This window comes from Bacillus sp. FSL R5-0709 (assembly GCF_038004785.1).
Classification (GTDB): domain Bacteria; phylum Bacillota; class Bacilli; order Bacillales; family Bacillaceae_G; genus Bacillus_A; species Bacillus_A mycoides.
The window spans coordinates 1,820,564-1,836,346 of record NZ_JBBORT010000001.1; the positions used below are offsets into that span (position 1 = coordinate 1,820,564).

Here is a 15,783-nt window from a genome sequence, read left to right on the forward strand (position 1 = left end):
GAATGAGTAAAGTAGAAATTCATATATTAGGTGGTTTTTTAGGTAGCGGAAAATCAACATTGCTGCAAAATTTATTATTAGCAGAAAAGAAGAAAAATCGAAAAGTTGCAGTTTTGATGAATGAAATCGGTGAATACTCGGTAGATACAGATATTATTGGAAAAGAGAATGTGTTAAGGGAACTGCTGAAAGGATGTATTTGTTGTACGTTAAAAGAAGAGCTTGAAATTCAATTACATTCTTTATATCAACAAGAAAGACCAGATGTAATTTATATAGAAACAACAGGTGTCGCACATCCAATTGAAGTGTTAGATGCATGTGTATCACCAATTTTAGCTCCTTTCCTTGAAGTGAAATCTATAGTAGTCGTATTAGATGCAGTAAGATGGTTAAACCGAAGTATATTAAGTGCAAATGTACAACAGCTATTACATGAGCAAATGAAATATGGAAGTCATATTCTTATTAATAAATCAGATTTATTAACAGATTCGGATAAGAACAAAGTACTTGAAGACGTAAAGGCAATAAATAATCATGCGAAATTGTTTGAAACAAAGTATTGTAATATATCTTTAAAAGATATAGAAGAAGCTGAATTTGTGAGAGATGGAGAACATGAGACACTACATGTCAAACAGCATTTACATATACAAACGATGACGTATCAATTTACGAAATCGATTGATCAAGATAAATTATATGAATGGCTTTCGAATTTACCAGATAGTATTTATCGCGTAAAAGGATTTGTGAAATTCCATGGAGATAAATACCCTCACTTATTCCAATATTCATTTGGCGTACCAACCTTACTGGAACAAGACTTCGGTTTCCCGACAAATTTGGTAGTAATAGGGGAAGGATTAGATAAGAAGCAATTGGTTGAGGGGTTAGAGAAAGTAGAACTTAATTCTAATTAAGATTAAAGGACTAACTTCAAAATAAGTTAGTCCTTTTTTGTATGTAGAAAAACGCTTGCGGATTTTGTCTAATGAAAATAATTGAAAAATTCAGAAATATATTTATAATCAAATCTAAGAGGTGATTCAGGTGTCAGAAAAAATAATAATGAATGTAAAAAACCTAACAACAAAAGGGTTAGAAACGAGAGAGAAATTATTGTGTGCTGCAGAAGAGGTATTTGGTAATAAAGGATATTACGAAGCTTCTATCGTGAATATTACACAAGAAGCAACGGTAGCGCACGGAACTTTCTATAATTACTTTCCATCTAAAAAAGATATATTTGATGAATTGATTCGCAGATTGAACCGTGAGTTACGCTTAATTATTAAAGAAGAAATGAAGGGGATATCAAGTTATGAAGAGGCACAAAGAAGAGGTTTTCAGGCCTTTTTTCGATGGGTGAAAGATCGTCCTAATCTATATAACATTGTACAACAGGCGGTAGTTGTTGATGATAATTTATATAGATGGTATTATGCAAAGCTCGCAAATGGATTTTTAAAAAGTTTATCGGCTGGCATGGAAGCGGGAGAATTTAAACAACTTGATAAAGAAACAATTGCGTATTGTCTTATGTCAATTGGTCAATTTTTAGGAATGCGATGGGGCTATTGGGAAGAGAAAGATGTTCCGGAAGATGTATTTGAAGCAGCGATGTCATTAATATTTGAAGGATTGAGAAAGAGATAAGGGAGTGGGGAAAATATGCAAGGCATTGCTTATTGGATTGAAAAACGGGCCTATTTACATCCAGATCGCATTGCCATTATTACAGAAGAGGAGGAAATGACATATAAACAGTTACATGAGTATGTAAGTAAAGTAGCAGCATATTTAATTTACGACTTAAATGTGCAAAAAGGAGAGAGGATAGCTATTTTATCACAAAATAGCTTGGAATATATTGTACTTTTATTTGCTATAGCAAAGGTAGAATGTATTGCTGTTCCACTGAATATACGGTTAACAGAAAATGAACTTATATTTCAGTTAAAAGATAGTGGAGCTACAGTTTTATTTGTAGAGGAAACATTTCAAAATATGGCACTGTCAATGCAGAATGTAACATATGTACAAAGAGTTATTTCGATTAAAAGTTTAAAAGAAATAGAAGATAGAAAAATTGACAACTTTGAAGAGATAAATGAAAGCGCATCCTTTATTATATGTTATACCTCGGGGACAACAGGACAACCGAAAGGAGCTGTACTTACACAAGAGAATATGTTTTGGAATGCGCTTAATAATACATTTGCGATTGACCTAACTGTTCATGACCGCTCCATTGTGTTATTGCCTTTATTTCATATTGGTGGGATTGGTTTATTCGCATTTCCAACTTTATTTGCAGGTGGAATAATCATTGTTCCGAGAAAATTTGAGCCAACCATAGCTCTTTCTATGATAGAAAAATATAAAGTGACTGTTGTAATGGGAGTACCTACAATTCACCAAGCATTAATTAATTGCGCAAAGTTTGAAACTACAAATTTACAATCAGTTCGCTGGTTTTATAACGGTGGTGCACCATGTCCAGAAGAGTTGATGAGAGAATTTATAGATAGAGGATTTTTATTTGGTCAAGGCTTTGGTATGACTGAAACATCACCAACCGTATTTATGCTTTCAGAAGAAGATGCAAGACGTAAAGTAGGCTCAATTGGAAAACCTGTTCTGTTTTGTGATTATGTACTTATTGATGAAAACAAAAATAAAGTTGAGATTGGTGAAGTTGGAGAGTTACTAATAAGAGGGCCAAATGTAATGAAAGGGTATTGGAATCGGCCAGATGCAACAGAAGAAACGATTCAAGATGGTTGGTTATATACGGGAGATTTAGCTAAAGTTGATGAAGATGGTTTTGTATACATTGTCGGTAGAAAAAAAGAAATGATAATTTCCGGTGGTGAAAATATTTATCCCCTTGAAGTAGAGCAAGTTATTAATAAACTATCAGAAGTATGTGAGGTAGCAGTAATTGGTACACAACATGTAAAGTGGGGAGAGATTCCAATCGCCTTTATTGTGAAAAAGAGTTGCAGTGTATTAACTGAAAAGGAAGTCATTGATCATTGTCGTTTATTTCTAGCCAAATATAAAGTTCCAAAAGAAATTGTGTTTCTAGAGGAATTGCCTAAAAATGCAACTGGTAAAATTCAAAAAGCACAGTTAGCAAATCAACTGAAAAGTAGGTGAAGGGATGATTATGTATAGTTCCGGTCAACAGGCATCATGTAGTAAAACAATAACAGAAACGGATTTTGTATTATTTGCGGGTTTGAGCGGGGATTTTAATCCAATTCATATTGATCATGAGTATGCAAAACAAACTAGATTTAATCAAAGAATCGCACATGGTTTATTAACTTCTAGTTTATTATCACAATTGTTAGGCGTTCATTTACCAGGAAAGGGTTCCGTTTATATGGAACAAACTATTAAATTTACAGCGCCAGTTTTTATAGGAGATACGATTACAGCTACGGCAACAGTACAAGAATTTATGATAGAAAAGAGAGTTTTGAAATTGTTAACTGAGTGTCATAACCAAAAAGGAGATTTAGTGTTAACAGGTGTAGCGACTATGATGGTGCCAAAAGAAGGAGGAATTGTCTAATGAGAATTGGGATTGAAGCAACTGGTGTTTTCTTCCCAAAAGACGTAGAGACGGCCGCAGATTTATCTAAAAAAACAGGTATTCCTGAGAATATTATTATAGAAAAGTTTGGGTTATATGAAAAACATGTCGCAGACGAAACGATGCATGTATCAGATTTAGCTATTGCTGCTGCAAAGCCAATATTATTACAAGTAGATCCTCAATCTATTGATGTAGTCATTTATTTTGGCAGTCCACATAAAGATTACCACGTATGGTCTAGTGCCCCAAAAATTCAGCATGAACTTGGATTGAAAAATGCTTATGCTTTTGAAATTATGAATGTTAGTTCTTGCTTTCCAATCGCTCTCAAAGTCGCAAAGGATATGCTCTACTCTGATAAATCAATTGAAAATATATTATTAGTAGGTGGATGTAAAGAATCTCAAATTGTAGATTATGATAATCCACGCTCACGTTTTATGTTTAATTTTGCTGATGGCGGAAGTGCAGCTTTAGTAAAAAAGGGAGCTAGCAACGGTGAAATATTAGGCAGTGCGATTATAACGGATGGTTCATTTCATGACGATGTTCGTATTCCAGCTGGTGGATCGAAGCAGGTTGCGAGCTATGATACAGTTGAGAATCGACAACATTATATTGATGTAATAGATCCTATTAGTATGAAAGAACGTTTAGATCCAATTTCAACCCCTAATTTTGATAAGGTTATTCGGGAGGCGTTAAGAAAAAGTGGATTTACTCCTAAAGATATTAAAGTATTGTTACCACTGCATACAAAACGCTCTATGCTAATAGAATTGTTACAGGGGCTGGGCTTAGTAGAAGAGCAAGTTGTATATTTAGATCATTATGGGCATATGTCAGCACTTGACCCATGTATAGGTCTTCATTTTGCAAATGAGCAAGGGAAATTACAGCCTGGAGATATTGCAGTAGTGGTTAGTGCAGGTACTGGGTATACTTGGGCAGCTACTGTGATTAGATGGTAGTAAGCATGGATTTTATCAAAAAAATTATATGTTGTTTTTTCATTGTTATTGTGAGTCTAGGGATGTTTGCTTCTGTAGGAAGTGCCTCTGCTGTAAAATATGTGAAATCATGGGGGAGTGAGCTAGATACTTCTAAGTTATTAAGGACACCAGTGGCGATGGCAAGGGATGCAAAAGGATTTTTGTATGTTGTTGATATGGGGAATAATAGGATTTTGAAAATAGATAAGAATGGAGAAGTTGTTGATGCTATAGGAACTTTAGATGAAGGTCCGGGACAGTTTAATATGCCATTTGGTATTGCTGTTGATAAAGAAGGTAATATTTTAGTTGCGGATACAGCGAATTATCGTATTCAAAAATTTAATGAGGAGTTTCAATTTATTAAAAGTTGGGGCACAAAAGGTAAAGGAAGTGAGCAGTTCTCGTTTCCTAGGGAAATTGCAGTAGATAGCGATAACAATTACTATATTACGGATGAATACAATCATCGTATTCAAAAATTTAATCCATTCTTTGTATATATGAAAGAATGGGGGAGAAAAGGAAGTGGAGAGGGAGAGTTTTTTCAACCTATGCAATTAGCAATTGATTCAAAAGATAATGTTTATGTTGTGGATCGGATTAATAATAGGGTTCAAAAATTTGATAATGAGGGTAATTTTCTTACAAAATGGGGTACAAATCATGGAGCTGGAAACTTAGATCCACTAGAAAATTGGAGAGAGGGTTCAGGAGATCTTTTTTTGCCAATAGGAATTGAAATCGATATAAATAATACGGTATATGTCACAGATACTTCTAATAATCGTGTGAATATTTACAATGAAAATGGGAATTTTTTAGAGTCTTTTGGAAGTTTTAATGGTATGTCAGGGCAGTTTTTCTCACCACAAGGAATAGATGTGGATAGTCAAGGGAATATCATTATTACAGATGGTTTACTCCAAAGAATTCAATTTTTTAAGAAAGCTAATTAATATTGGAGACTCAAAATGCTTGTTAGAAAGGATAGAAGTTTAATAGTTTGGGAATGCGGTATAGGTAGGAATAAAATATTTATATGAAATTGTAAAGGTGTTTAATGGAAATCGGAGAAGATACATGTATACTAACAATCTCGTTTATATTATTCAAAGGAAAAGTCATAATTACGGATGGGTAACTTTGGCGTGTTTGACTCTATCAGAAAGTAAAGTATGGGGAGGATCACAATGTCGATGAAAAAACGTAAATGGCTAAAAATGGTGGCTGCTGGTTGTGTTTTAGGTTCGTTATTAATAACGGCAGCTTGTTCAGGAAAGAAAACAAGTACAGAGGATGAAAAGACGATTAAGGTAGGGGTTCTTGCTTCATTAACAGGTCCATTAGAATCATATGGAAAACAAACAGTGAACGGATTTGAATTAGGGTTAGACTATGCAACTGGTGGAACTGGGAAAGTGGAAGGGAAGAAGATTAAGTTTGTTGTAGAAGATACGGAAACGAAAGCTGATGTAGCGGTTAAAAAAGCTACGAAGTTATTAGAAGAAGAGAAAGTCGATTTTTTAGTCGGATCGTCTAGTTCAAGTGATACATTAGCGGTTTTACCACTTGCAGAGGAATATGAAAAAATAATGGTTGTAGAACCAGCAGTAGCTGATAGTATTACCGGGAAGAACTGGAATAAATATATTTTTAGAACAGGTAGAAATTCATCTCAAGATGCAGTCGCTGGTGCTGCGGCAATTGCTAAAAAAGATGTGAAAATAGCAACGTTAGCACAAGATAATGCTTACGGCCGTGAGGGAATTGCGGCATTTAAAGCTGGAGCGAAGAAATTAGGTGCGAATATTGTAAACGAGCAATATGCTGATACAAATTCGACTGACTTCACTGCAAATATTCAAAATATTATTAGCTCAAAACCAGATTATTTATTTATCGTTTGGGCAGGTGCGAATTCACCTTGGAAACAGTTAAAAGATATGAATGTGGAAGCGCAGGGTATTAAAATTTCTACCGGTGCACCAGATATACCGGCATTAAAAACGATGGATGCGTTAGTAGGAATGCAAGGTTTTTCTGTTTATTATCACACACTTCCGAAAAATAAGGTGAATGATTGGTTAGTTGAAGAACATAAAAAACGATTTAATGGTGCGGTGCCAGATTTATTTACAGCAGGAGGAATGTCAGCGGCAATTTCAATTGTAGAAGCTTTAAAGAAAACAAAAGGTGATACAGATGTAGATACATTGATTAAGAAAATGGAAGGAATGGAATTTGATACACCGAAAGGAAAGATGAAATTTAGAGAGAAGGATCATCAAGCGATGCAGACACTTTATTCTATCACATTGAAAAAGCAAGATGGTGTTGATTATCCGGTGCCAGTATTAGAGCGAGAATTAACGATGAAAGAGACAGAACCCCAAGTTCAAAATAAATAGACTGAATTTTCTGTTGTTTTCGTATAAAGAGGGAGTACACCCTCTTTATACGTATTTCTTTCATACTTAAAGCTTTAAAGGGAGGGATTTCGTGACACATTTGCTAGAAACGAAAAATCTTTGCGTATCTTTTGGCGAGCATCATGTTATTAAGGATGTGAATTTAACAGTACAAAAAGGAAAGCTCATTTCAATTATTGGACCAAATGGTGCAGGAAAGACAACGCTATTCAATTTACTAAGTGGACAAATTTCTCCAACAAAGGGTGAAGTATATTTTAAAGGACAAGAGATTACAAATTTATCAATTTCGGATCGTACTCGATTAGGAATTGGTCGTTCTTTTCAACTTACAAATATATTCCCAGAGTTAACGGTACTTGAAAATGTTCGTTTAAGTGTTCAATCATTTGTGCAAGATTACTATAGTTTTTTTCCGAGTTCGGCAAAATTTAAGCAACAAGTTGGAGAGGCGAGACGTTTCTTAAAAACAGTATTACTTCACGAGAAAGAACATGTATTAGCGAAAGATCTAGCGCATGGGGAAAAACGAAAGTTAGAGCTTGCGATGTTATTAGCTTTAAAAACGGATGTGTTACTACTTGATGAGCCGACGGCAGGTATATCAGTTGAGGAGGTACCGGCTATTTTACAAGTGATTGAAAATATTAAGAAACATCCAGAGAGTACAATTGTACTTATTGAACACAAAATGGATATGGTACTAGGTTTGTCAGACCATCTTATCGTTTTATTCCATGGAGAGTTATTGGCTGAAGGTTTGCCCGAAGAAATGATGAAAGATGAGCGTGTACAAAGTGCTTATTTAGGGGGATTATATAGTGGCACTATTACAAGTGAATAATATAGAGACGTATTTAGATCAGTTTCATATTTTACAAGGGGTATCTCTTACTGTTGAGAAAGGAACGATTACTGTACTGTTTGGAAGAAATGGGGCAGGGAAGACTACGACATTACGTTCGGTTATGGGATTTCACCATATCGCACATGGTGAAATTTATTATGATAGTACACAAGTAAATGGATTATCTACACATTTAATTTCAAGGAAAGGAATAGGGTATGTACCAGAAAATCAAGGTATTTTTCACGACCTGACAGTAGAAGAAACATTCGCTCTTGCTAGAGGGAAGGGAGAAGAAGCGGAAGAAAAAATAGACTGGATGCTTGAATTATTTCCAGATTTAAAGCAATTTTGGCACAAAAAAAGCGGACTCTTAAGCGGAGGGCAAAAGCAAATGCTAGCAATTTCAAGAGCATTTATTAATAGTGATGGTTTATTACTTATTGATGAGCCGAGTAAAGGCTTGTCGCCCATTATGATAGAAAAATTAATGATAGCCATTTTGAAAATGAAAGAGAAAACAACAGTTTTACTCGTTGAACAAAACTTTATGATGGCTAGTCAAATTGGTGATTACTTTTATATTATGGATAACGGAAGAATTGTTCATAACGGTTTTATGCATGAATTAAAAGAGGATAAGGAAATGTGTCACAAATATTTAGGAATCTCTTAACATGAATCCGGGGTGAGAAGGATGGATGTGTTAATCAATTTATTTGTAAATGGGATTTCAACAGGGATGCTCATTTTTTTATTAGCGTCAGGTCTTTCACTTATTTTCGGTTTAATGAGCGTTCTAAACTTCGCACATGGTGGGTTATTTGCATGGGGAGCTTTTACAGGTGTATGGATATTTAATACAACTGGAAGCTATTTACTCGCTTTAATTGGAGCAATTGCTATGGGGATGTTTCTTGGATTCATTTTAGAAAGATTCCTTATTAGACCGGTATATGGAAATCATGTTCGCCAGCTTCTTGTGACGCTTGGAGGAATGCTTGTACTTAGTGAATGTATTAAAGTATTTTGGGGGCCAAATCCAATTGGTGCTAAATTACCGTTATGGTTACAAGGTAGTTATACATTTGAAGGCGTTATATTAATTAAATATCGTCTATTCGTTATTTTAATTGGGATCATCATTTACATTGCCTTACTATTATTGCTCAAAAAAACAAAGATAGGTCTTATGATTCGCGCAGGTGTAATGGATAAAGAGATGGTTCAAGCGCTCGGTATTAATGTAAAAGCGATATTTTCTTTCGTCTTTTTATTAGGAGCAGGGATGGCGGCTTTGGGAGGCTTCTTATTAGCACCGTATTCAGGTGTTATTTTCGCCGAGATGGGTATGCAGTATGCGATTTTAGCTTTTATAGTAGTGATAATTGGAGGATTAGGAAGCGTACAAGGTTCAGCAATCGCTTCTTTAATTGTTGGATTAGCTGGTGCTTTTACAGCATATTTTATACCGGATTTATCACTTGCAATTAATATGTTAATGTTACTATTTTTCTTAATAGTGAAGCCAACGGGACTTGTTGGTGAAAAGGGGTGAAATGGTGAACAGCACATCGAATCGAATTAAAGTATACTTCGGAGTATTTATGCTCATTTGTTTAAGTGTATTTCCATTCGTAAATGATTCACGGAGCTTGTTAATTTTGTTCACTCAAATCTTCATCTTTGCTATTTTCGCTATGAGTTTTGATGTTCTCCTTGGATATACAGGTATTGTTTCATTCGGTCATTGTATGTTCTTTGGTATAGGGGCGTATGGGGTAGCACTTTTATTTGATCGACAAGGGGTGTCTATCACAAACTTTTTTATAGGAATAGCAGCCGCAATTATTGTATCAGCCATCGTTAGTTATATAATCGGTTTGCTTTCTTTACGGCTGAAAAGTCATTTTTATGCAATGTTAACGCTCGCTATTTCCCAGCTGTTTTTTGTACTTGCTGAAAAATGGCGTTCACTGACTCATGGAGGAGATGGATTTACATTTCGTGTACCAGATATATTCCGTGATCGTTTTACATTTTATTATATAACATTTATATGTCTAATCAGTATTTTCATTTTGTTACGTCTTTTCACAAAATCTTCAATTGGGAAAGTGTTAAAGGCGATTTCACAAAATGAACAACGAGTTGAAGCACTTGGCTATAAAGTTCTTCATTATAAAATTATTGCTAGTGTTGTTGCAGGAGTAGTTGCAGCGATTAGCGGTGGTTTATTTGTCATCACATTACGCTTTGTTAATACAACTGTATTTTCAATTGAAATGACGTTAAATGCATTATTGATGACAATGATTGGGGGAGTTGGAACGTTAATCGGAGCTATTGCTGGAGCGGGGATTATTGAATCACTGAAATATTATTTATCAGAACTAGCTACAGAGTATCCGATTTTTGAAAGGTGGACGATTATTCTAGGTTTATTATACATTATCGTGTTATTAGTTTTTCCAAAAGGATTAGTTGGAACGGTTAAGAAGTTGAAGAATTTTAAAAGAAGTAAGAAGGAGAAGAGTACAGGGGTGGAACAGAACGTGTAAAATAAGTCTTCAAGATGAAAAGGGATGTCCTAGTAGTTAAACATATTAACTAGGTAACATCCCTTTTTATTTTATTAAGCCGTACGATAGTATATGAAGTTATATTAGCGATTCGAAAAGGGATATTTATTTATCCGTAAAATACGACAAGTGTAGCCTTTTTATTAATTAAATAGTTCACCTGGAATCACTTTATCTAAGTCTCGAGTTGTAAAGAAGTTAATAGGTAGTTTTTCAACCGCGACATTTTCAACTGGAACTAATTTATCATTTCTAATCGGTAAAAAAGCTATCCCATTTCCCTCAACAATAAACTCTTCAATAAGCGAATAAGAATCTAACTGTTGAAGTTGATGCTGAGATAGATTGTTTTCTTTTAGAAATTGTATTGTCATATTTCTAAAAGGGCACTTTTTATTGTTACTAACAAAGAAAAGTTCTTTTGAAAAGTCAATGTTACACTGTTCTTTCGCTTTTAATAAGCCTACAGAAATTGAAGTGGTGAATACTTTTTTAAACGCTGCGTCGGGATAATCCTCATAAGTTATGACCATATCAACTTTTTGTTGCTGTAGTAGTTTTTGTAAATGGCTACTACTTTCTATATATATTTGATAATTCCTGAAATTTTCTTTAATACGCATACTTAAATAATTAGTCAAAATAGATTGTGACGTCGCTATTACATAAGAAGAAGCACTTGTTTTAATTTCATCTTTGGCTTCTTCTAAAAGAGCTAATATTTTATTCGTGTAGTCTAATAAAATGTCACCAGAAGGTAACAGGGAGACACCTTTGTTATCTCTATGTAGTAAAGGTGTTTCTAATTCTTGTTCTAATTTTTTGATTCGCTCAGTTACATTTGGTTGTACATAGCCTAGTTCTTTAGCGGCTTTACTAATAGATCCTTCGTTAGCTACAGTTTTAAATATGATAAGATCATTTATTTCCATTCATTTCAGCCCCTTATACGGTATCATTATAAATGATATCAAACATAATTTATACCTATTTTACGTCAGCCGATCATCGGTTTATCATTATGTATATAAGATCGAAAGTGAGTGATAAACATGATTGGTATGCAATATAAGGTCATTTTACCAAAGGATTATGACATGGAGATTATTAAAAAAAGGGTAAAGGATAATGGGTTTAAAACTGATGGTTTTCAAGAACTAAATTTTAAGGCTTATTTAATTACTGAGACAGGTAAGGGTGGGAATTTCTATAACTGTTATGCACCTTTATATATGTGGAATGGTCATGAAGGGATGAACAAATTTATATTCGAAGGGTATTACGATAATATTTTGCAATCGTTTGGGTGGCAACAAATAAATATAGGTGTTCCATTAGTTGTTAATTTAAGTAATGATTTTAGAAAAAGTAGATATGCTGTTGAATATGCAGGGAGTATTTCTCAAATTAAATCGCTGATTGGGACGCAATTAAATAAAGTAAATGAAAATGTGCAAAACATAGAAAAATGTTTAGGAAATGTAATAGTTTATAATCCGGATAAGTGGGGATATAGTCAATTCAGTTTTTATAAGGAAAAGCCTGAAATAGATGTAATGGGCGATGTTACTATTTATGAGATTTTACATATTTCACGAGGATATGTTGTTGAATGCTAAATTAAGAAAAAGGAATGAAAATCTATGCCTTTTGTGAACGTTTATTATCATGAAGATATATTAAATAAAGAAGAGTTGAAAAAGATAGGTGAATGTATCCATCTTGCATTAATTGAACATTTTAACATCCCTGAAAATGATTATTTTCAAATATTTTTACCTTATCAACAAAATCAATTTTTGTATAATCCATATTATTTGTTGGAAAGAGGAGAAATGAGAACTGAGAATATGATTCATGTTTCTATTACATGTGGACCTGGAAGAACAGTGCAACAGAAAAAAGGTTTGTATCAATCTATATCCTTTGAAATTTCAGCATGTTCTAATGTGAAAGTTACTGACATTTTTATTACATTACATGAGACAGCTGCTGAAAACTGGTCATTTGGTCAAGGGATGGCACAATTGGTAAAAATGAAGGGAGCAAAATGATGAATGAACCAATTGAATTTTATATTCCAAAGAAAATGAGAGAAATAGCACCTGTATTTTCTCATTATAGTGAAGAGATATTATTTGAGGAAGTGTGGCGGGATGCCACTTTAACATTAAGAGAAAGAAGCTTATGTACATTGTCGGCACTAATCAGTCTTGGTAATACAGAACAATTATCATTTCATCTGAAGCTAGCTAAACAAAATGGGATAATGGAGAATGAATTAATTGCATTAATAACACATATGGCTTTTTACGTTGGTTGGCCAAAAGCTGTGGCAGCTTTAAATATAGCAATGAATGAAATGGAAAGTTAAGAATAATGATTTTGGGAGGTATTTTTAACATATTTCTACTTGCATTACTATCACTTGAGTGGTAAAGTGATAGTAAGATCAACGCTAGGAAGTGATGAAACATGCGTGAAAATACGATAGGATCGTTAATATGGCTACGTTTAATACGATTTACGAACCAAAGTAATCAAATGTCAAATGAGTTTTTAAAACGTTTTGATTTAACAACAGCCCAATTTGATGTGCTTTTGCAAATACGGACTTATCAGCCATTAACACAAATGGAGTTAGCAGAAAAGGTTACCGTTACACAAGGCGGTATTTCTCGAATGTTAACACGTCTTGAAAAAGAAGGATATATTATACGAAAACAAGATTGGAAAACGAAAACAATTAGTCTTACAGAGCAAGGGGAAGCGGCTTTAGAAAGAGCATTGCCAGAGCAACTTGCATTTCAATCATCATTTTTTGATGATGTATTAAATGAAGAAGAGCAGAAAATACTATACGAGTTGATGTCAAAAGTTCATAAGCATAGTGAAAAAAAAGAATTACCGAATGAGTAATTTTTTTTACTTAATCAATTGACTAATCAAGTGATAAAGAGGAGGAAGTTTTATGTATACAATTCCAGGGCATCACCACATTTCTATGGTGACTAAAAATGCGAAAACGAATAATAATTTTTATCGAGATGTTCTAGGGTTACGCCGGGTGAAAAAGACAGTCAATCAAGATAATCCATTTATGTATCATTTGTTTTATGGTGATTTAACAGGGAGTGCCGGAACTGAATTATCATTTTTTGAAATGCCGAATGTAGGTAGAACAATCCGTGGTACAAATGCAATAACACAAATAGGCTTGCTCGTACCTTCAATAGAAAGTCTTACATTTTGGAAGAGACGTTTTGAGTCACTCCAGGTGGCGCATGGGGAAATTACAACTTACGCCGGAAGAGACGCACTGCACTTTGAAGATCCAGATGGTCTACGGTTAGTGCTGTTAAATAATAAAGATGAAGAGGTGCCTGAATATTGGACTGCATGGGATGAATCTTCTGTAGAGCAGAATCATCGTATTTTAGGCATGGGAACAGTTGAAATGACAGTGCGCAGTTTAAATAAATTATCAAAAACATTAACAGGTTTGTTTAGTTATAAAGAAGTATCTCGTTCAGACGATGAGGGGATTTATCAATCTATTGATGGTCAATCTTTTGGAGAAATTTTGGTGAAACAGCAAGATGGAGAGAGTGAAAGACCCGGAAAAGGAAGTATTCATCATTTAGCTATTCGTGTGAAAAATGATGAAGAACTGAGTTATTGGAATGAAGCGGTGAAAGATAAAGGGTTCCAATCAACAGGGATTATCGATCGCTTTTATTTTAAAAGTTTATATTTCCGTGAGTCAAATGGCATTTTATTTGAGATTGCGACGGATGGACCAGGATTTACAGTAGATTCAACAGTTGAAGAATTAGGAAAAGAGCTGGATTTACCACCATTTTTAGAAGAGAGAAGAAAAGAGATAGAAGAGAAATTAATACCACTTAATTAAAAGGGAGAGAGTAACTATGGAAAAATACCGTATTGATACAAGTAAGGGAATTGAATTTGGATTATATTCAATTGGAGATCATATTTTAAATCCGCATAATGGTTCGAAAATAAGTGCAGAAAAAAGAATTCATGAACTAATTGGAACAGCCAAGTTAGCAGATGAAACTGGAATTGATGTGTTTGCTGTCGGTGAAAGTCATCAAGCGCATTTTACAACGCAAGCTCATACAGTTATTTTAGGAGCTATTGCACAAGCTACGAAAAACATTAAAATCGCTAGTTCTGCAACAGTATTAAGTACGTCAGATCCGGTTCGTGTATATGAGGATTTTGCCACAATTGATTTAATTTCTAATGGTCGTGCTGAAATCGTTGCTGGTCGCGGCTCTCGTATTGGGGGATATAGTTTACTTGGTTACGATGTAAATTATTATGAAGAACTATTTGAAGAGAAGATGGAACTTTTATTAAAAATAAATAAAGAAGAAAGTGTAACATGGAAAGGGCAGTTTAGAACGCCACTTGAACATGCGGCAATTATACCGAGAGCTAAAAATAACAATATGCCAATTTGGCGTGCTGTTGGAGGGCCACCTGCTAGTGCAATTAAGGCAGGACGCGCAGGTGTACCAATGATGCTTACGACACTTGGTGGCCCAGCTGTTAATTTTAAAGTTTCGGTTGATGCATATCGTGAAGCAGCTGAGCAAAGTGGTTTTGATCCAGCAACATTACCAATTGCGACAACAAGTTTATTTTATACAGCAGAAAATTCACAAGATGCACTTAGTGAATATTATCCTCATATTAATGCTGGTATGCTTGCGCTACGCGGTGGTGGGTATCCAAAACAACAATTTACTAACGCAGTAGATCACCGTGATGCGTTAATGATTGGTAGCCCGCAACAAATTATTGAAAAAATGCTTTATCAATATGAATTATTTGGACAGCAACGTTTTATGGCACAGATTGATTTTGGCGGTGTACCATTTGATAAGATTGAGAAAAACATTGAATTAATTGCTACCGAAATTATGCCGGCTGTTAGAAAATATACAACGAAATAATGATTAAAGTACCGGGAATATAATTTATTCTCGGTACTTTTTTATTTAGTCTGTTTGAAAAATGACAAAAAAACGAATTTTATGTCTAGAGAAAGGGGAGTTTTTTTCTATTTGTGAATAACAATATTGTTGATTTGAATTTTGGAAATACATTTTTCTCTTGACAAAAAACTAGCATATTTCTAGGTTTGATTCGAGGACATTTTTCAAGGGTAAAGTCAAGCGTATGAAGAGAAAAACATAATAACAATTGATATAAGAGTGTGTTGTATGTTTGAAAAGTACGTTTTTAAAATGTGAGAAATCAAATTCAAAAAAATTACAAAAGACAT

At 34.2% G+C, this 15,783-nt stretch carries 18 protein-coding genes; 17 read left to right on the forward strand and 1 reads right to left on the reverse strand.

Features of this window, described 5'->3' with window-relative positions; genetic code table 11:
- Positions 1–2 precede the first annotated feature (2 nt).
- From MKX37_RS09370 to MKX37_RS09420, 11 genes are all read left to right on the forward strand, one after another.
- On the forward strand, positions 3–926 hold the full coding sequence (locus MKX37_RS09370; protein WP_041868035.1) for a CobW family GTP-binding protein: 924 nt from the start codon (positions 3–5) through the stop codon (positions 924–926).
- A gap of 130 nt (positions 927–1,056) precedes the next feature.
- Positions 1,057–1,662 (forward strand): TetR/AcrR family transcriptional regulator, encoded by a 606-nt coding sequence (locus MKX37_RS09375; protein ID WP_078421893.1) that lies wholly within the window; start codon positions 1,057–1,059, stop codon positions 1,660–1,662.
- Between the two features lie 15 nt (positions 1,663–1,677).
- Positions 1,678–3,168, forward strand: coding sequence for an o-succinylbenzoate--CoA ligase (locus MKX37_RS09380; protein WP_001161506.1), 1,491 nt, complete (start codon positions 1,678–1,680; stop codon positions 3,166–3,168).
- Positions 3,169–3,172: 4 nt separating this feature from the next.
- Positions 3,173–3,589, forward strand: coding sequence for a MaoC family dehydratase (locus MKX37_RS09385; protein ID WP_002012316.1), 417 nt, complete (start codon positions 3,173–3,175; stop codon positions 3,587–3,589).
- Positions 3,589–4,584, forward strand: coding sequence for a 3-oxoacyl-ACP synthase (locus MKX37_RS09390; RefSeq protein WP_078421892.1), 996 nt, complete (start codon positions 3,589–3,591; stop codon positions 4,582–4,584). Before MKX37_RS09385 ends, MKX37_RS09390 begins: the two co-directional genes overlap by 1 nt.
- Positions 4,585–4,646: 62 nt before the next feature.
- Positions 4,647–5,564 (forward strand): 6-bladed beta-propeller, encoded by a 918-nt coding sequence (locus MKX37_RS09395; protein WP_078421959.1) that lies wholly within the window; start codon positions 4,647–4,649, stop codon positions 5,562–5,564.
- Between the two features lie 234 nt (positions 5,565–5,798).
- Complete coding sequence (locus MKX37_RS09400; RefSeq protein WP_000061988.1) at positions 5,799–7,016, forward strand: substrate-binding domain-containing protein; 1,218 nt, start codon at positions 5,799–5,801, stop codon at positions 7,014–7,016.
- A 91-nt stretch (positions 7,017–7,107) separates the two neighbouring features.
- Complete coding sequence (locus MKX37_RS09405; protein ID WP_000149306.1) at positions 7,108–7,881, forward strand: ABC transporter ATP-binding protein; 774 nt, start codon at positions 7,108–7,110, stop codon at positions 7,879–7,881.
- Complete coding sequence (locus tag MKX37_RS09410; RefSeq protein WP_001196706.1) at positions 7,859–8,560, forward strand: branched-chain amino acid ABC transporter ATP-binding protein; 702 nt, start codon at positions 7,859–7,861, stop codon at positions 8,558–8,560. Before MKX37_RS09405 ends, MKX37_RS09410 begins: the two co-directional genes overlap by 23 nt.
- Before the next feature lie 21 nt (positions 8,561–8,581).
- Entirely contained in the window at positions 8,582–9,442 is an 861-nt protein-coding gene (locus tag MKX37_RS09415; RefSeq protein WP_000382784.1) for a branched-chain amino acid ABC transporter permease, read from the forward strand.
- A gap of 49 nt (positions 9,443–9,491) precedes the next feature.
- Positions 9,492–10,445 carry a branched-chain amino acid ABC transporter permease gene (locus MKX37_RS09420; RefSeq protein ID WP_002126891.1) on the forward strand — a complete coding sequence of 318 codons (954 nt, stop codon included), beginning with the start codon at positions 9,492–9,494 and terminating at the stop codon, positions 10,443–10,445.
- Positions 10,446–10,609: 164 nt separating this feature from the next.
- On the opposite strand, the gene MKX37_RS09425 is transcribed toward MKX37_RS09420, so the two are convergent.
- A complete protein-coding gene (locus MKX37_RS09425) occupies positions 10,610–11,398 on the reverse strand; it encodes a LysR family transcriptional regulator (RefSeq protein ID WP_078421891.1) in 789 nt (262 codons plus the stop codon).
- Positions 11,399–11,518: 120 nt separating this feature from the next.
- Between MKX37_RS09425 and MKX37_RS09430 the strand changes: the two genes are divergently transcribed.
- The 6 genes from MKX37_RS09430 (at position 11,519) to MKX37_RS09455 (ending at position 15,451) form a co-directional block, all read left to right on the forward strand.
- On the forward strand, positions 11,519–12,085 hold the full coding sequence (locus MKX37_RS09430) for a DUF4865 family protein (RefSeq protein ID WP_078421890.1): 567 nt from the start codon (positions 11,519–11,521) through the stop codon (positions 12,083–12,085).
- Positions 12,086–12,109: 24 nt separating this feature from the next.
- On the forward strand, positions 12,110–12,520 hold the full coding sequence (locus MKX37_RS09435) for a tautomerase family protein (RefSeq protein ID WP_002126897.1): 411 nt from the start codon (positions 12,110–12,112) through the stop codon (positions 12,518–12,520).
- Positions 12,517–12,840: a carboxymuconolactone decarboxylase family protein gene (locus tag MKX37_RS09440; protein WP_033708126.1), complete on the forward strand. Its 324-nt coding sequence runs from the start codon at positions 12,517–12,519 to the stop codon at positions 12,838–12,840. Before MKX37_RS09435 ends, MKX37_RS09440 begins: the two co-directional genes overlap by 4 nt.
- Before the next feature lie 101 nt (positions 12,841–12,941).
- A complete protein-coding gene (locus MKX37_RS09445; protein ID WP_002012331.1) occupies positions 12,942–13,385 on the forward strand; it encodes a MarR family winged helix-turn-helix transcriptional regulator in 444 nt (147 codons plus the stop codon).
- Between the two features lie 52 nt (positions 13,386–13,437).
- Entirely contained in the window at positions 13,438–14,379 is a 942-nt protein-coding gene (locus MKX37_RS09450) for a ring-cleaving dioxygenase (RefSeq protein WP_078179199.1), read from the forward strand.
- 16 nt (positions 14,380–14,395) lie between these two features.
- On the forward strand, positions 14,396–15,451 hold the full coding sequence (locus MKX37_RS09455; protein WP_078421889.1) for an LLM class flavin-dependent oxidoreductase: 1,056 nt from the start codon (positions 14,396–14,398) through the stop codon (positions 15,449–15,451).
- Positions 15,452–15,783 lie beyond the last annotated feature (332 nt).